The organism is Cellulophaga sp. L1A9 (genome assembly GCF_009797025.1).
In the GTDB taxonomy this organism is placed as follows: domain Bacteria; phylum Bacteroidota; class Bacteroidia; order Flavobacteriales; family Flavobacteriaceae; genus Cellulophaga.
Map to the genome: position 1 here is coordinate 4,590,567 of NZ_CP047027.1, position 17,971 is coordinate 4,608,537.

17 protein-coding genes are annotated in these 17,971 nt (G+C 33.8%); 7 read left to right on the forward strand and 10 right to left on the reverse strand.

The features are described from left to right. Positions 1-21 precede the first annotated feature (21 nt). Together GQR94_RS20115 and GQR94_RS20120 are read right to left on the reverse strand one after the other, a co-directional pair. Positions 22-1,788, reverse strand: coding sequence for a cellulase family glycosylhydrolase (locus GQR94_RS20115; protein WP_158978617.1), 1,767 nt, complete (start codon positions 1,786-1,788; stop codon positions 22-24). A gap of 216 nt (positions 1,789-2,004) precedes the next feature. Beyond that, positions 2,005-2,196 carry a cold-shock protein gene (locus GQR94_RS20120; protein ID WP_013552606.1) on the reverse strand — a complete coding sequence of 64 codons (192 nt, stop codon included), beginning with the start codon at positions 2,194-2,196 and terminating at the stop codon, positions 2,005-2,007. A gap of 265 nt (positions 2,197-2,461) precedes the next feature. Between GQR94_RS20120 and GQR94_RS20125 the strand changes: the two genes are divergently transcribed. After that, complete coding sequence (locus GQR94_RS20125) at positions 2,462-3,709, forward strand: mechanosensitive ion channel family protein (RefSeq protein ID WP_158978619.1); 1,248 nt, start codon at positions 2,462-2,464, stop codon at positions 3,707-3,709. A 73-nt stretch (positions 3,710-3,782) separates the two neighbouring features. Here GQR94_RS20125 and GQR94_RS20130 read toward each other — a convergent pair whose 3' ends face one another. The 3 genes from GQR94_RS20130 to GQR94_RS20140 all read right to left on the reverse strand — a co-directional run bounded on the left by GQR94_RS20130 (position 3,783) and on the right by GQR94_RS20140 (position 5,827). Beyond that, positions 3,783-4,205, reverse strand: a complete 423-nt coding sequence (locus GQR94_RS20130; protein WP_158978621.1) for a hypothetical protein — start codon at positions 4,203-4,205, stop codon at positions 3,783-3,785. Positions 4,206-4,406: 201 nt separating this feature from the next. After that, positions 4,407-5,195, reverse strand: coding sequence for a hypothetical protein (locus tag GQR94_RS20135; protein WP_158978623.1), 789 nt, complete (start codon positions 5,193-5,195; stop codon positions 4,407-4,409). 62 nt (positions 5,196-5,257) lie between these two features. Beyond that, a complete protein-coding gene (locus GQR94_RS20140) occupies positions 5,258-5,827 on the reverse strand; it encodes an outer membrane beta-barrel protein (protein ID WP_158978625.1) in 570 nt (189 codons plus the stop codon). Positions 5,828-6,032: 205 nt separating this feature from the next. On the opposite strand from GQR94_RS20140, the gene GQR94_RS20145 reads away from it, so the two are divergent. From GQR94_RS20145 to GQR94_RS20160, 4 genes are all read left to right on the forward strand, one after another. After that, positions 6,033-6,344 carry a transposase gene (locus GQR94_RS20145; RefSeq protein ID WP_158973676.1) on the forward strand — a complete coding sequence of 104 codons (312 nt, stop codon included), beginning with the start codon at positions 6,033-6,035 and terminating at the stop codon, positions 6,342-6,344. Further along, positions 6,344-7,240, forward strand: coding sequence for an IS3 family transposase (locus GQR94_RS20150; RefSeq protein ID WP_233268281.1), 897 nt, complete (start codon positions 6,344-6,346; stop codon positions 7,238-7,240). Before GQR94_RS20145 ends, GQR94_RS20150 begins: the two co-directional genes overlap by 1 nt. A 528-nt stretch (positions 7,241-7,768) precedes the next feature. Beyond that, the gene (locus GQR94_RS20155) at positions 7,769-9,790 is read left to right on the forward strand and encodes a sensor histidine kinase (protein WP_158978627.1); all 2,022 of its coding nucleotides are present in this window, start codon (positions 7,769-7,771) and stop codon (positions 9,788-9,790) included. Next, positions 9,791-10,435: a response regulator transcription factor gene (locus GQR94_RS20160; RefSeq protein ID WP_158978629.1), complete on the forward strand. Its 645-nt coding sequence runs from the start codon at positions 9,791-9,793 to the stop codon at positions 10,433-10,435. A 133-nt stretch (positions 10,436-10,568) separates the two neighbouring features. Here the strand turns inward: GQR94_RS20160 and GQR94_RS20165 are convergent, their stop codons facing one another. The 5 genes from GQR94_RS20165 to GQR94_RS22520 form a co-directional block, all read right to left on the reverse strand. Beyond that, positions 10,569-11,612: a putative zinc-binding metallopeptidase gene (locus tag GQR94_RS20165; protein WP_158978631.1), complete on the reverse strand. Its 1,044-nt coding sequence runs from the start codon at positions 11,610-11,612 to the stop codon at positions 10,569-10,571. Positions 11,613-11,714: 102 nt separating this feature from the next. Continuing rightward, positions 11,715-12,557, reverse strand: coding sequence for a transglutaminase family protein (locus GQR94_RS20170; protein WP_158978633.1), 843 nt, complete (start codon positions 12,555-12,557; stop codon positions 11,715-11,717). A gap of 57 nt (positions 12,558-12,614) precedes the next feature. After that, a complete protein-coding gene (locus GQR94_RS20175) occupies positions 12,615-13,574 on the reverse strand; it encodes an alpha-E domain-containing protein (protein ID WP_158978635.1) in 960 nt (319 codons plus the stop codon). Between the two features lie 11 nt (positions 13,575-13,585). Further along, positions 13,586-15,025: a circularly permuted type 2 ATP-grasp protein gene (locus tag GQR94_RS20180; RefSeq protein WP_158978638.1), complete on the reverse strand. Its 1,440-nt coding sequence runs from the start codon at positions 15,023-15,025 to the stop codon at positions 13,586-13,588. 514 nt (positions 15,026-15,539) lie between these two features. After that, on the reverse strand, positions 15,540-16,328 hold the full coding sequence (locus GQR94_RS22520; RefSeq protein ID WP_199271497.1) for a hypothetical protein: 789 nt from the start codon (positions 16,326-16,328) through the stop codon (positions 15,540-15,542). Between the two features lie 205 nt (positions 16,329-16,533). Between GQR94_RS22520 and GQR94_RS20190 the strand changes: the two genes are divergently transcribed. Together GQR94_RS20190 and GQR94_RS20195 are read left to right on the forward strand one after the other, a co-directional pair. Beyond that, positions 16,534-17,103: a Crp/Fnr family transcriptional regulator gene (locus tag GQR94_RS20190; RefSeq protein WP_158978640.1), complete on the forward strand. Its 570-nt coding sequence runs from the start codon at positions 16,534-16,536 to the stop codon at positions 17,101-17,103. Positions 17,104-17,170: 67 nt separating this feature from the next. Next, positions 17,171-17,914 carry an acyl-CoA desaturase gene (locus tag GQR94_RS20195; RefSeq protein WP_158978642.1) on the forward strand — a complete coding sequence of 248 codons (744 nt, stop codon included), beginning with the start codon at positions 17,171-17,173 and terminating at the stop codon, positions 17,912-17,914. Positions 17,915-17,971 lie beyond the last annotated feature (57 nt).

A 17,971-nucleotide genomic window follows, 5' to 3' on the forward strand; every position in this document is an offset into this window, starting at 1 on the left:
AATAGGTATATCAAATTTCTGCTATGGCTTTTTAATAAAGCTTTTGGTTACTTCTTTTTTACCCGTTAGTTTCACAAAATACATTCCCTCATCATAGTTATTTAAAGGAATTTCAATAGTTCCTTTTGAGGTGATTTTGTTTTCATACACTACTCTTCCTTGAAAATCTATGATGGTTACTCTAGAAAAATCTTCTGTATCACCAACTTCAATTTGTATTTTATCACTGGAAGGGTTCGGATAGAGCTTTATTTCAGTACGTGCACTTGTAGCATTTATGGTTGTACAAGAACTTACTAAAGTCCATACTTCCCATTGTCCTGAGTTGGTTGCGGGACTTTGGTTTTTGGTGTACCAATTATTCTTGTAAATAGTACCATTAAAAACAACTTGACTTCCGGCATTTGCATACACGGTATTGGCATTCCATACTGGTAAATCAGTACAGGTGCCACCACCAGGCAGAGTTCCTATTGTAACCGCAACTGCTGTACTTGTGGTCTTAGCACCAGCATTGTCTGTTGCTATAGCCGTTAAAGTATAAGATCCTGAAGTTGGATTCCAGTTCTGCGTATAAGGACTACTCACGTCTGTACCAATAATACTCCCATTTGCATAAAATGCTACTTGAGTTATTGTGCCATCCGCATCAGTAGCCGTAGCTTTTACTTGAATAGTCGTTCCAGCTGCAGAAGAACTGTTTGCTGCAGGACTTGTTATGCCTACACTAGGTTCTTGGTTGGTCGTACCACCACCAGTGTCAGTATCTGAGCAATACTGTTTCCAGTTTTTGACAATACTTTTTACTTTAGTCCCTGAAGCCGTTAAATTACTTGCTGCCCAACCACCGGTGGTACTCGCACCTGGATTTAATACCGAAGCTCCTTCACTTTTATCATGAAGAGACCAATTAGCATGCGTAATATTATTAGTAGCTAGAAAAGACATCCAAGCATCAGTAGAAGCAGTATCTACATTACCATTACCGCTAGCTTCTACACTACCCCATTCTGTTACCATAAGCGCAACACCATTATTCAAGGCTGTTTGTGCTTTTTGACGCAGACTTTCTTTATGCGTAGCCGCATAAAAATGTAATGTATATGCAATATTAGTGGTACTGGTAATAGGATCATTTGAAGCAATATCTACATCTTGAGACCAAGTAGATGTTCCAACAATAATTAAATTATCAGGATCTATCGCTCTAATGGCTGCACTTACTCTTTCTGCATACGGTTTAATCGTATTAGACCAAGATACTTGTAAAGGCTCATTGTAGATCTCATAAATTACATGTGGATTGTTGCCGTAGGTTTGAGCCATTTCTTGGAAAAAAGAAATCGCAGCAGCTTCATTATCCTCTGCATGATGAGAATGCCAATCTATGATGACATAAATACCTTTTGCAATAGCAGCATCTACTACCGCTTTTACTCTGTTTTTATTCTCAGTAGGATTACTTAAATACCCACCAGAATCTTCTACTCCCATTGCTGCTCGCACGATAGTGGTATTCCAATCAGACGCTAGCCAATTTACAACGTCTGCGTTGTAATACTTCTCTGCTCCCCATCCAGTATTGGACCAGAAAAAACTATTTCCGGCAAAACTTACAGGGTTGTTGTTTTTATCTACGATCTTATTTCCGCTTACACTTAAACTACCGTGAACCGCTACAGGCGTAGAGGAACAGTAATTTTGGGCTTGTAAGACTACGGAACTAAACAGCAGACTTGTGAAGAATAAACAGGCGTTCATCCTTTGTTTAAAGTTACTTTTTTTCATGATATTGGGGTTTTAATTAGATACGAAGCTAATTGATATTTTCTCTCCATCAAAAAAAATAGCTACTAAAACCTCCATAAATTGATATTATATCCTGTAAACCATAGTATCTTAAAGGGAACATAAAAAAAATTTATTTTTGAATACAGGAAAAATAACCCCACAAAAAAAGCCCATCTAAAATTAGATGGGCTTTTGTAAAACTTGAAGTATATATTAGATAACTTTTACGTTTACTGCGTTTAAGCCTTTGTTTCCTTCTTGAAGATCAAACTCAACAACGTCGCCTTCGCGTACTTCGTCAATTAATCCTGAAATGTGCACAAAGTGATCTTTTTCAACTCCTTCTTCAGTGATAAATCCAAATCCTTTAGCGTCATTGAAAAATTTTACTGTTCCTTTACTCATGGTAATTTAATTAAATTTATAATACTTATCGAATTACAAAGGTCGTGCCATTTTCTTAATAAACAACATATTAGCTGATATTTTAATCATTTTTTATTTAAAAGCCACTATAGTATAGCTTTCAGCGCCATTAACTACTCCTAAATAGCCCTAGAAATAAAACATCTTAAAGTATAAGGAATTGCCTTTAGGGATACTTATTTTTGCAACCGATTAAACCGCTACATTTTAAAAGGGCGTACCCTTTTTTGAAAATTACAACACTATGAATTTTGAACACCTTTTATACGATTATTTAGTATCAATAGGAATGTCTCCTATGTCTTCTAAGTATCTAAATATGATTGCTTTATTAGGCATACTTTTAGTAATCGCAATTTTGGTTGATTTTCTAATACGAAAGATCATCGTAAAACTATTTACACAGTTCACCTTAAAATCTAAAACCAATTTCGATAATTTACTGGTAAAGAATAAAGCACCACGTAGTATTGCACATATCATTCCTTTGATTGTTGCTTTAGAACTTATTCCGCATGTGTTTGTTGACTTCCCTTATTTTGAAAATATCGTTGAAAAGGGATTACAAGTATTTGCTATTATCTTAACGCTGTGGATCGTTCGTAGCTTCTTAAACACGCTTAAAGATTACTTTAAAACCTTACCAAGTTTAAGAGATAAACCCATAGACAGTTACATACAAGTATTTATGATTTTTGCTTGGATGCTTGGGATTATGTCTGCTTTTGCTATTATTACAGGGATAGAATTTATTAAATTCATTACGACTATTGGTGCTGCCTCAGCTGTAATTATTCTTGTTTTTAAAGATACCATTCTAGGTTTCGTTGCCAGTATTCAAGTCTCTATAAATGATATGGTACGTATTGGTGACTGGATAACCTTTGAGAAATATGGTGCAGATGGTGATGTTAGTGAGATTAATCTATCTACAGTGAAAGTTCAAAATTTTGATAAGACCATAACTACAATCCCCACTTACGCGTTAATCTCTGATTCATTTAAGAACTGGAGGGGAATGGAAATCTCAGAAGGAAGGCGTATAAAAAGAGCCTTAAATATTAAATTAGATAGCGTTAGCTATTTATCTAAAAATGAAGTAGATAAACTAAAAAAGATAAATGCTATTGCAGCATATTTAGAAACGCGCCAAGCAGATATTGATGCTTATAATACCAATAATAATATTGATAAAGAGCTGCTTTTAAACGGCAGAAATCTTACCAATATTGGCGTCTTTAGAAAGTATGTAGAAACCTATATTGAAAATCATTCTGGCATCAATAAAGAGATGATGATCATGGTACGTCAATTGGCACCAGGAACACAGGGAATCCCAATAGAAATTTATGCTTTTAGCAGTGATAAACGATGGAAGAATTACGAATATATTATGGCAGATATCTTTGATCATATCATTGCGGCAGTACCTTATTTCAATTTGGAAATTTTTGAATTACCTAGCAATTCAAGTTTTAGAGATTCAAAATAAACTTTTTTGCAAGACTTAAATGTTTACGTAAAAATAGTCCATCATGAAAATGATGGACTATTCAAAGTGTTACTTACCCTAATAATTTTATCTGTTGTTCTACAGACTTCTGTAAGTTTGATAGCGTAACAGATAGCTCTTTTAATGCTTCTGAAGCAATACCTTCTCTCTTAATTGTATCAATTACAGATAAGCTGTCCTTTGCGCCATTAGATTTAATGAGAGCTTCTAAAAATAGTTCTCCTTGGATAAGGTTAGAAATATTAGGTTGTGGATCTGGATCTTTAAAATTCCACCATGGTGGACCTGGCCAAGGGAAAGGCCATGGGCGTGGATTATCATCTGGCCCCAACGGGTTTGGGGTATAACCTACTAAATCGCTCCTTTTTAAAAATTTTGCTAATTCTTGGCCTTGTATAAAATCCCTAATGTTAGCTTTAGACCTTGCCGTTAATGTTCTGGGAAACGCCCCAGCATCAAATTCAATTAATACCATAGTTCTCTATTATAAGGTTATTATTAATTTGTATTAAAGGTTCATATAATCTAAAAAAGAACATGTTAGTATTTTATAAATGGCAGTAAATAATGTATAAAACGCATAAAATCAAATACTTAATAGTAAATTCCATTGTAATAGCACAAAAAAAGTCCACCATAAAAGGTGGACTTTAAAACTAGTGTTTGTTATAAAATCTTATTTTAATAAGAAAGATTCTTTTTTGAAACCGTTGTTAAACTTCACATTACTGAATGTAAAAACTCCCATTGGAGAACCATCAGGACCAAATCCTTTACGTACTGTAGACACTAAAATACCATCAATCTTTTCGTAAGCTAAAGTCATTTTCAATACAGCAGTATTCACTCCCCATGCTGGTAAAGAGAAGAAAAATTGATCTACTAAATGAGTTTCAGGATTAAAAAACAAGATGTATTCATCGTTTTGCTCTTTTTTAGTAACATCAGCACTATAGGTTAAGCTTACTTTATCATAAGTAATGTCGCCCACTTTTTCCGTGCCTAAATACTTGTAATTAGCTCCATCATTTTTAAGTTTATACATCATAGCAAACCAATAGAAATTTACTTTACGTAAAAATTCTGTTCCACCAATAGCTTTAGGATCTGTTATTGCTTTGCCGTCTAAAGATAAAGCTGGTTTCCCATCTACTAAAGATTGTACCGCTGTTCCTTTTTTTCCAGGAAGTACATTAAGATCATGTTGCGAGTAAGAAGCCCATGACTGTTCTCCATTAAAGATATGACGCTCTAAAGAAACATCCTTTCCTTTCTCAAAGTTATCATAGACATAGGTAAACTCTACATCTTTTTTAGTCGATAATTTTTTGTAACCCCCATTTACAGCTTCTAGTGCATCTAACAGTTCTGCTGATTTTGTATCTGTATTTTGTGCCGAAATAGAAAGCGTAAAGACGAATGCTACGATTGCACTTGCAAAGGTATTTTTAAATTGTAATTTCATAGTTAAAGACATATAAGTTATTTATGAACGGGATTAGTCGCCGCTTCTTAAATAGCTTACATTTAAAACTGAAGTGAAGCACCAAGCGCTAAAAACCCTTTATATCCAAAGCCCAGTTCTGCAAATGCAGCTAGTTTTTTTCCTACTCGAAATCCTAATGCATTTATTTGAAAAGATGTATTTGATTCAAACGCTTCACTTGAGAAGTAGGCGATACCTAATCCCGAATACATTTGAAATTTAGGGTTGGAGATATACCTATAGTCTGTTTCTAAGGCGATGCTAAAATTTGAATAATTTTGTTCCGGAATTTGTTGAAAATCTAAGAACCCAACATATTCTATTTTATTGATTTTTAGATTTTCATAATTTACAGACCCTCCAATCATAAACCGATTATTTATGGCATATTTATAACTCAAACTAGCCACCCCACTACTCTTAATTTCAGAATACAATAGGGATGAAAAATCTGAAGAAACTGAAATGTCGTAAAATTTGGAAATTTTGTAAATACTATTAGATCCGTACCCTAAGCTCAATTCACTTGTTCCTTGTAATTGTGCTTGAACGCCCGTAATACAAACAATATTGAATAGTACTGTGGTAAAAATAATTTGTAATGATTTCATAAGAATGATTATTTATAATTAGTAAAATATTTAGACTTGAACAGGTTAAAAAAAGAGCCCTAACGATTTAGCTAGGACCCTTTTTCGCAAACACTATGAAAATCGTTCCCCCGAAGATTTACACAATTTTTTAGTAGCATAGGTAGTTTAGCCCCTAATAAGTTCGGAGTGATCTTTTAAATTTCAAACTTAATATATTTGAGATATGAAATACAAGAAATGGACCTTAGATCAGAAGTTAGAAATTCTCTCTAGTTCAGAAGAGATCGGCATCATAGAAGCCTGTCGTAAATACGGAGTTAGTACAGGTACTTTTTATAGTTGGAAGAAGAAACATGAGAGTCAAGGAGAAGCAGGCTTAAAAGTCATCTATGATACTAAAAGTAAAGAACACAAGCAGGCAGAAGAAGAAAACCGAATACTACGTAAGCTTCTAAGCAATAAGGAAATTGAATTAGAAGTACAACGAGAACTTTTAAAAAAAAAGTTTGGAACGTCCGATCCAAGAAAGATTTAGTGAATGCTGTTTATAGCAAGCATAAAATTAGTAAAACCAACATAATTAATATGGTAGGGATGGTTCATAGTAGCTATTACCGTACTCCCAGTTTTGGTAAAAAGGGTAATACTCCTAGTAAACTCACCTATCATAAATCTAGAGGTTGGGTTAATCAAGACGCTCTTATTGCTTCTATAAAAGAGATTTTAAGTCATGAATTTATAGATTGTGGTTACCGATTAATGACTTCTTACTTAAAAAAAGAAGCATACCTGATTAATCATAAAAAGCTCTACAGAATTATGAAAGAACAGGGAATGCTAAAACTAGAGAATCGGATAAACAGGAGTGGTTCTGGGCGTAAATTTGTAAAATTCAGAAAAGTAAATACCTCAAGACCAATGGAATGTTTAGAGATGGATATAAAGATGGTATGGATTCCTAATGTGGGTAAAAACGCTTATTTATTATCCATCATAGACGTACATACTCGTAGAATATTAAAAGACTATTTTTCTTTTTCTATTAAACAGGATAAGGTGATAGCGTTTTTATCAGAGTTGTTTGCAGAATACCAATACCCTGATAACGTTGTTATTAGAAGTGACAACGGTAGTCAGTTTATTGCAAATAATGTACGTGAATACCTTGGACTAATTGGGGTTCAGCAAGAATTTACACATATAGCCACACCAGAAGAAAATGCGCATATAGAAGCCTATCATGGAATACTAAAAAAAGAAATTTTTAAAAGAGTGGATTACACATGTTTTGGGCAAATTGAACAAATCTTAAAAAGGTATGTGACTTTTTACAACAATACTAGGTTACATGGGCTCTTAGGGCGTATTACACCAATGGAAAAATGGAACGCTGATAAACACCTAATTCTAATGAAAAAAATAACAGCTTAAGCTATAATCGAAATTTAAAAGATTACTCTTGTTTTATAGGGGTCAAAACACATAGGCTAATTAAAAACCACTGAGTACCACACTACTTTTATGCACTTATATTTTCATATTCTGTTAATTACTAGAATTCAACTCCTTATTTTTTAAGTCAAAAAAAAATCATTTTTTTTATTCGGAGTATCATCAATATAGGCGCAAGCTATTCAATGTACTTCTTTCATAAAATAAGTGGATGTGTCTATTATTACGTAGGGGTACTAACTTTTAATCCTACAAAAGGAATAGGAGTTTTAGGAATGGGCAATATCCCCTACACCAATGACCATAGGCAATTCGGAATCAAAAAACGACATTTCTTATTCAGTAATCTACTCAAATACAAGTCATTGCTTGCATTTTTTTTAGAGTACTCCAAAAACAAAAAACTTGATTGTCCTTAAATTTTGCGTTATTTGTCTTTAAGAATTTAGGTTAAACGTATCCAGAAAACTTTGGCAGTACCACTATTAAATAGAAGTATAAAAACCTATGAATAAAGCTTTCCTTCACATTACATTTATCCTATTAACAGCAAATGTATTTGCTCAAAAAACAAGCATAGAAGAGAAAATCGCACAATTTAATACGAAGATTGAACATACCGAAAAAGGCGAACGTCTTCAATGGATGGATAGCCTTAATCGTATCGTTTTTGAAAAACCAGCATTTAATTATGATACGATAGCGAGACAAACTATTGCTTTTGCAATTGAATTAGATTCCTTACCGCTCGCCTCAAAAAACTTAACTGATTTAATTTATTACCATGTTTATATTGGAGGGTCTCCTAAAGAAGCTATTTCATTGTTTCATTTTTATACTCCCAAATTAAAAAAATTAAAAAACGATTATACTTGGGCAGAATTATATCTGTATACCGGAGATGGGTATACCTTTTCTCATAACTTAGACAAAGCCATTACTTTTTATAAAAAAGCCATCCAATTTGGTATTGCATCAAAGAAAGAACACATTGTAGCGCTAGCAAGACTATATATGGGGTTTGTATTAACCGATACTGGAAAATTCGCAGAAGCCTCCTTAAGTTTTAAAGGTGCTTCTCAAATTTATACAAAACTAAAAGATACCACCAACTTACTAGCCGCAAAAAACGGATTGTCTATTCTCTACAGTAAAAATGCTTTTTATAAAGAAGCACAACAAGAGCGTGCAGAAGCCATTACCATAGCTCAAGTAAGTAAAAATTACAACATGCTCATTCCGCTATACGCCAATGCGGCAGAAGATTACAAGCGCACAGGCGACAGGGTAAAACAAATAGCTTATTTAAAAGCATCGTTAGCTGCAAATCTTAGAGATCCCAAAATGAATTACCTGAAAGCTCCCCTACTCGCTGCCATTGCAAATGCATATGCTGAGAGTGATAGTTTGCCACTTGCTATTAAGAATTTTAAGGCTCTAGAAGCGATTTATGAGAAAGATAAATCGGAAGAGAATACGCGGCATTATATCGATGTTAAAAAGACACTGTCTTTTGAACAAAAAGCATATCAAGAAGCTTTAGCCTATGGAAAAACGTTTTTAAAGTTTCAAAAAGAACGAAAAAAAACAGAAGACATCATGTTAGCAGAAAAATTTTTAGCTAAAGTCTATAACGCTTTAGAAGATAATGCTGCCAGTAATGAACATCTGGTTCATTACTACGCCATAAAAGATTCTATTGCTAATGTCCAAAACATAAAATCTTTGGCCTATTACCAAACACTCTACGAAACAGAAAAAAGAGATCTTAAAATTGAAACTCAAAACTCAAACATCGATATATTACATCTTGAAAATAAGAACAAAACCCAAATATTTCTTTTTAGCGCTCTAGCATTGCTCCTACTTTTTGGGGGACTCAACTTCTACCGCTCTTTTATTCATGCCAAAAAAAGAGGAATTGCACAAAAAGTGTTTTCCCAAAAACTTATAAAAACCCAAGAGCAAGAACGCACACGGATTGCAAAAGATTTGCATGATGGTGTAGGCCAACAAATTACCCTACTTAAAATGAAAGCCCAAAAATCAGACCAAATAGAGTTTGTACACTTGGCACATAATGCTTTGGAAGAAGTGCGAAATATTTCTCGAGGCTTATACCCTGTGATACTAGCAAAACTAGGACTTACAGAGAGTATAGAACAATTACTTTTAACCTTAGATGAAGAAACAGATTTGTTTGTTTCTGTTGAGATTGACCCTATAGATTCTTATTTCAATACTACAGAATCGCTTAATTTTTATAGATTTATACAAGAATCGGTTCACAATGTTCTAAAACATGCGGAAGCGAAAACATTCATTGTTACCATTTTAAAACAAAACCATGTTATTAATGTATTCATTAAAGATAACGGCCAAGGATTTGAAGTGAGTAAACGTATAAAACAAAGTAGTTTAGGCCTAAAAACTATGGCAGAACGCATCAGCATGCTTAAAGGAAGTTTTATGATTAAAAGTAAAAAAACAGAAGGCACAACAATTACGGTACAAATACCTATTAAATAAATGACAAACGCCATTACAGTGATTGTAGCAGATGACCACCCTTTATTATTAAAAGGTTTAGTAGATGAACTAAAAACGTATAATTATAACATCTTGGCAACAGCAGTAAACGGGGCTCAAGCGCTAGACAAAATAATGCAACTTCAGCCCAACATAGCCATTTTGGATGAAGAAATGCCAATGCTTACGGGTTTTGAAGTTATAAAAAAATGCAGTGAAAATAATATAGCAACCAAATTTATCATCCTGACTTCTCATAAAGAAAAGGCCTTTGTATATAAGGCAAAAAACCTAGATATCTCTGGCTATATCATTAAAGATGAACCCTTTCAAGAGTTGCACAAATGCATCCAAAGTGTGCGTAAAGGTGTGCCTTATTTTAGTACGCTTTTTAGTGATGTATTTGAGAATGAAGTAGTACCACAATTGAAAAAAATAAAGTTACTATCTCCTTCCGAACGTACCATTCTACGCCTAGTTGCACAAGGAAAATCTTCCAAAGAAATTGGAGCACTCTTAAGTGTTTCTAATAGAACAGTAGAGAAACATCGTGCAAATATTATCGCCAAGCTAGAACTTGCTCCGGTAATGGACGCCCTGCTCTTATGGACCAAAGAATATAAGGAATTCCTAGTAACTATTTAATCAATCTATCTGCAATAAACCAATAATTATTTGCTTTTGAGCGTTTATAATTATGCTCTAAAAACTATGCTATTTACATGGGTCTGAAACTACGTATCTAGTATATTCTGTTGCATATCTTTTACGGCCCTAATTAACGTTTAGGCAATAGTAATTTGTGAATGAATTTTAGTTTTTCTACTACTGGAGGTGTAATTACAAAAGGATACACATCTGGTACCCCCATGGCCCTATTAATGCTATTCACAGCAAAAGATAACGGTACACAGGTTCGTACAATAATATCAAAATCTTCTTTGGTATAGGGATCAAAAGTAACTTTAGCCTTCATTTCCCTAAGCTTTGTAATTGGTTTTACATTCACGCCAAAAAAATACGCCGTTTCCACCATATCCATAATATGGAGGTAATGTGCCCAAGTTTCGGCCCAATCTTCCCATGGGTGTGCGGTAGCATACTTACTAATATATGACTTTTGCCAATCCTTAGGGGCACCATTCTCATAATATGCTGTCAGAGCATCTCCATAATTGCGTTGCTCATCTCCAAAAATAGTTCTAAATTCTGTTAATGTATTTTGATTGGTATACACTAATCTATCCCAGAAATAATGACCAACTTCATGCCTAAGATGCCCTACCAAAGTACGGTAAGGTTCAGAAAAATGTTTTCGCATTTGTTCTCTCTGCACAGAATCTGCTTCTTTCAATAAAATAGTAACTACACCATTAGCATGACCTGTCATTAGATTAGGATCATCTTGCTGCACTACAAAATCAAAACACAAGCCATTTTCATCCTCCATTTTACTATGTAAAGGCAATCCAATTTTTTGAAGTTGATAAACTAATCGATGCTTAGCGATTTCTAGGTGTTGCCACTTCTCAAAATTTTCAGAATCGGAAAGGTTCGGAATGGTACGGTTTAGCTGGCAAGCATTGCAATATACTTCTGGGCTGTTTTTTTCAAGTATCCAATTACAGACCTCATACTCTTTATTTTTGCAATACTTATATTCAATATTTTCACGATCTGAAAACAGCGCGACCTCGTCTGGCTTAAAAGTTAACATTTTACGATCTAGGTCTCTAAAACCAGTTAAATGCCCACAATTTTCACAAGAATAATTTTCAAAAAAAACAGAGTGATTGCAGTGACCACATTGAAATATTTTCATCTTAATTAGATTGTATTATTTTTTAATGTCAGAAGGAATCCTACCATTGACATTTTATAAATACAAAATGGCGGCAAAAATAAGCAGAATATTATTACTAAATTATAATTTTTTAATGATTAATTCTGTATTTAATTTAGAACTAGCACTTCCTCTGATACCTCCGGAAACAGGCATTGTATGATCATAATGTGCACTTGATGCAATGGGAAAATGAGTGTTGCCCGTCAAAAGACCATGACTAGGGTCTACACCAAACCAACCAATACCTGGCAAATACACATCTACCCAAGCGTGGAGCTCATAAGCAGGGTTTATCATATCAAAATAATAATAACCACTTACAAAACGTGCCGCAAGACCTTGTTGCCTCAATACGTTAATCAGCATCCAAGATAAGTCTCTACATGAACCTCTCTTTAGTTGAAAAGTTTCATCTGGCATGAATGGCGCTCCATCTGCTCTATATTCAACACTAAAATCATCATGCAATTGTTTAGTAAGATTGGTGAGATAAGGAATGGTATTAAAATTTGACTGCTTTAAAATGGATAAAGCATAATCAATCAACACTTTTGAAATAGGCACTACTTCTAATGCAGAAAAAAGTAATTTTTTCTGCAAGACATTATATTGAAAAGGTAGTGTATTAAAACTTTGAGGGTATATTAAAAAATTAAAAGGATTGTATGGTTTCGTTTCTAGAACACTTTCTGCTTTAATGCTTAGTTGAGATGTCATGCCTTCAAACCAGCAAAAATCTACAACATTATTATCTTCATCTTGTACTAATTTATGCCCTGCTGGTTGTGGCTGAATTGTTATGGCAAACTCAGAAACATCAACATAAGATGTTTGGCTTGGACGAAATCTTAAATAATGAGGTTCTAAAAAAACTTCTGAATCAAATAGATACGTTGTAATATGGGTGATTTTAAATTTCATGGAGTACCTATTTTAGTGCTGATTTAATAAAGGTGATGAAGTAAAAAGGATTTCCGTTTAGCTAGTTATTTGATTTTCAATGGAAAAAAACGATGCATAAACTGCTGTAGACACTCCATTTAGTTTTTGCTGAATATCGTCAAGATATTCATGCATACCTCCAGAAATAATCTCATTTATCGCTGTATATTCTAGTTGTGATTTTAGAGCTCCTAATTGTTTTTGAGCACTATTACTGAATCCAAAAGAACTCCCCGATAACGTAATAAGAGATTTCTCTGCACTAATCAAGCATGCCAGTATTGATCTAGGAAATTCTGTGTCTAAAATCAAAAATTCTGCTATACTTGACGAGGTGAGTTTTCCGTATTTTTTTCTATACATATCATAAGCACTGACCGACTTTAAAAGTGATGCCCACTGAATTAAGTCTAAGGAAGAACCTACCTCATTAGGAGAATCTAATAAAAGATGATATTTAGTGTCTAAGACTCGAGATGTTTTATCTGCACGTTCTATTGCTTGCCCTAACTTACCAAAATGCCATCCTTCATTTCTTGAAATAGTAGCATCATACATACCATAAAGTAGTTGACACCCATTTTTAACATTGGTAAAAAATTCTCGTAAATTGTTTTCTTTATGACACTTGTTTTCTAAACCTGCCTTCACTAGGTAGTTTAATGCGTTAATTTGCTCCCAAAATTCTTTCGTTATTTCAGGGCGTATGGCACGTGCATTTTCCCTTGCATTTAAAATACAATTGTAAATGGAGTTTGGGTTTTTCTTATCAAAAGCTAAAAAATAAATCACTTTAGATTTAGACACTTTCGTGTTTAATGATTTATACAATTCCCAATCTCCAGTAATTACTACAATAGGTTTCCATTGCTGCTCTTCATCTGGCGGCATTTCTAGTGATAAGTTATAATTTACATCCATAAATCGTGCATAATTTTCTGCACGTTCTAGATATCTATTCATCCAATATATTGTGTTCGCTACTCTACCAAGCATAATTTTTTAATTTAATGATTTAATACCCATGTATCTTTACTTCCGCCACCTTGTGAAGAATTAACTACGATTGATCCCTTTTTTAGTGCGACCCGTGTTAATGCTCCAGGGATAATGTTAATATCATCACCATAAAGTGCGTATGGTCTTAAATCAACATGTCTTCCTTCTATGGTATTTTCATCAGTAATCGTAGGTACTCTAGACAAATTAATCATAGGTTGCGCTATATAATTTCTAGGATTATGCTTAATTTTCGCAATGAATTCTTGCTGTTCTTTTTTTGTAGATTTTGGACCTACAAGCATTCCATACCCACCAGAAGCATCTGTTTGTTTAACTACTAAATTGTGTATATTTTCAAGAACATATTTACGGTCTTGTTCTTCATCACAGATATATGTTTTTACATTTGGCAAAATCATATCTTCTCCTAAATAATACTTTATAATTCTTGGAATATAAGCATAAACAGCTTTATCATCTACTACTCCTGTTCCTGGCGCATTAACTAAAACCACATTGCCTTTTAAATAGGCATTAAATAATCCGGGGGTTCCTAAAACTGAATTTTTGTTGAACGCTAAAGGATCAATAAACTCATCATCTACACGACGGTAAATAACATCCACACGTTTTAAACCATTGGTTGTAATGGTATAAACGATTTCATTTTTCACTATTAAATCTTTACCTTCTACCAACTCTGCACCCATTTGCTGTGCCAGGTAGGAATGTTCAAAATAAGCAGAATTAAATATTCCAGGCGTTAAAACAACTACCGTTGGGTTTTCTACATCGGTAAGTGATTCTAAGGTATCTCTTAAAATATGCGTATAGTCATAAACGGGCTTTACCCCTAATTTTTCAAATAACTCAGGAAAAGTACGCTTCAAAATTTCTCTGTTTTCTAGCATATAGGATACCCCAGAAGGACAGCGTAAATTATCTTCAAGTACATAATATTGCCCGTCTCCGCCCTTAATTAGATCAGATCCTGTGATGTGACACCAAATATCTCTTGGGGGCTTAAAACCTTCTAATTCTTTCAAATACGAAATACTTGAAAAAATCATCTCTTTAGGAATAATTTTATCTTTTAAAACCTTTTGATCGTTATAAATATCTTGAATGAATAAGTTAAGGGCTTTAATACGTTGCTGTAAGCCTCTTTCTAAATGTGTCCATTCTTTATTATCGATAATTCTTGGAATAATGTCTAAATGAAGAATACGTTCTACGCCCTGATTGTCACTATACACATTAAAAGTCATCCCTAAAGATAGTTGTGCTCTATCTGTAGCATGCTGTAATGTGCTTAGTTTTTTAGGACTCATTTTTTGAAGTCGCTCTAAAAACAATTTGTAATTTGGCCTAACGTTTTTATTTTCATCAAACATTTCATCATAAAACCCTTTGGTTTCGTAAGCTGAGAAATCTAATTTTGGCATGAAAAAAGTGTGAATTTATTCCAGATTTAATGCGTCTTTTTTGTTGCTGAAAAATCAGCGCAAAAAAAGATTATTTGTAAATTAAAAAAGGAGTGATTAAAAATGTGACATACTACCCATTGTAGTATATTCTCTCAATATACAAAAAACAAAGGAATATCCTAAACTTTTATGACATAAACCATGATTTTTTACACTATTTAAGCATAAAGTGCTATAAATCAATAATTAGATGAATTATAGTTTTACACCAAAATACGTTGGTCCTATGCATTATTGCGAGTTCAATAAAAGCAATATAGTATAAAATGCTTGATGTAAATTTAAAAAGTGTTTTTCAATTTGTTTACTAAAATAAAGTGATGAAGCTAAAGCCGGATGAACGGTTTAAACCCCATTTATAAATAGCTATAATTCTTTTGAAATTCAACAACTCTTTCTACCATATGGACAATCATTCCATAAAAAAAGCTCCCAAATTGGGAGCTTTTTTCAATCACATTTAATTTATATTTTATCCCTTTGAATCTGCCTTGAACCAAAAATCTATAGCTACTTCTTCTGGTCTTTGATCTTGATCTGGGCGATCTCCGCCTTGAGATCCGCCTTGACGACCACCTGGGCCTCCGCCACTACCTCCAGGTCCGCCGCTTTGGCCACCGCGCCCACCTTGGCCACCGCCACCAAAACTAATGTTTGATGAGCTATCCTCTTCTCTCTCTATTTTTGTAGTTACCACTCCTATCGTCATTTTTGATCCATCTACAGGATGTGAACTTATATTATTTTTAGGCATTATGAGCTCATAATGCAAAAAGCCAGCATCTTTATCATAGTCATAAGCAATACTGATTGCTAGATTATTTAGATCTAAATGAAATTCTTGCGCTAAATCAGGAGTACTATAGCGTGCCATTTTTGACATGTCTACCAATACGGCTAAAATAGCTGGACCTCTTTCGTCATCTTTTTCTTCTCGTTCTCCACTAGTTCCACGAGGGCTTTCATTGCTATTGGGTTTCCCTTGTGGTAGGGCTACTTCAGAAGGGTATTGAACAGCGACGTTCTTTTTTCGTTTTCCTTTTACATCAAAATAAACAGAAAAACCACGATGCAACATAGAAAGCATTGTTGCCTCATCTGTTGTGCTTAATTGCACATAAACATTTTTAGCATCCATAGTACTGCTATAGTTTATAGTGCCCTCACTATTTTCAAGTGATACTTGAGCCTGACTTTTTAACACCCCAAACAGCCCTAGAATGCAAAGCGACCATTTAATTTTATTGAAAATAAACTTCATTTTTTTCTACTTAAATTAGGTATGATTTACCCTAAAGCTATCAAATAACAAAAGGCAAATACCATACTTTCAGTGAATAGCCTATAGTTCTTAGTGAATACAGGATAACTTCCTTTCCATTTAAATTAATGCTCCCTAGTCATCACCCTATAATCCTAACAGGAATCCTTATCTTTACAGACTCAATACTGATGATTATACAATTTTGCAACAGATAAAAGCTTACTTAGATCAAATAGCGACCATCTCTACTAAAGATTGGGAATATTTTACGTCTAAATTACAAGGCCGTGTCATTCCGAAGAAAACTATTTTTTTAAAAATTAATGAGATCGAAAACCATATTTCTTTTATTGAATCTGGTGTAGTACGCTTGTTTATTCCCAAAGAGGACCCTGAAAAAGAAATTACTTTTGGCTTTAGTTTTGAAAACCAATTTATCAGTGCCTATGATTCTTTTTTAACCCAACAACCTTCTGCCTATCAACTGGAAACGCTAACAGAAACTACGCTTTTGAGCATTACCTATAGTGATTTACAAGCCGTTTATAAAAATACCCAAATAGGAAACCTTATTGGCAGACTAACCGCAGAACGCCTTTTTCTATTAAAATCTAAGCGCGAACAAAACTTACTAAATCTCACCGCAGAAGAACGCTACCTAAAGTTATTTAAAGAACGGCCAGAACTCATAAAAGTAATTCCTTTAAAATACATTAGCTCCTATATTGGTGTTACCGCACAGGCTTTAAGCCGAATTAGAAAGCGTCTATAGTACGTGTTTTATTGATTTAGGTTCATTGTTTTCCGACAAACAACACAGTATCTTTGTAAAAAAAGTTATGGCAGTAATCATTTTTGTTTTAGTGCTTTGGTATGGAGGGTTGTTTTTTCAATCATTCTTTTTACACCGGTATGCAGCACACCAAGTATTTACCATGTCTAAAACCATGGAGCGTATTACATTTATTCTAACTTGGATTTTTCAAGGGTCTAGTTACTTAAGTGCTTATGGATATGGCGTTATGCATCGCATGCACCACGCATATACGGATACGGATAAAGATCCGCATTCCCCTTCTCACGATGCAAATTTATTTGCGATGATGTGGCGGACAAAAACTATCTATCAAGATATCAATAAAGAACGGATTGCTATTGATCAGCGTTTTACGAAAAACGTACCACAATGGAAAGCATTTGATAAATTTGCGAGTTCTCGTATTTCTAGAATCCTGTGGATTTCAATGTATATTTTATTTTTCGCATTTTTCACCACCGCAACATGGCAATGGGCTTTGTTGCCTATCACCTTTTTAATGGCTCCTATTCATGGGGTAATTATCAACTGGTTTGGTCATATTTATGGCTATGTGAATTTTAAAATGAAAAATACGAGTAAAAATTTATTCCGATTTGATTTTTTAATGATGGGCGAAGGTTATCACAACAATCACCATAAGCATGCTAGTAGAGCTAATTTTGGTGTAAAATGGTACGAGATAGATGTTACCTATGTTATCATTAAATTATTAGACGCTTTTGGTTTTATTCAATTAAAACCCATTCCTGTACAAGATAAATAACTAAAAATAGTTCTTAGCTAAAGGACATTTTTGATAAAAAAAATCCATAAAATAAAA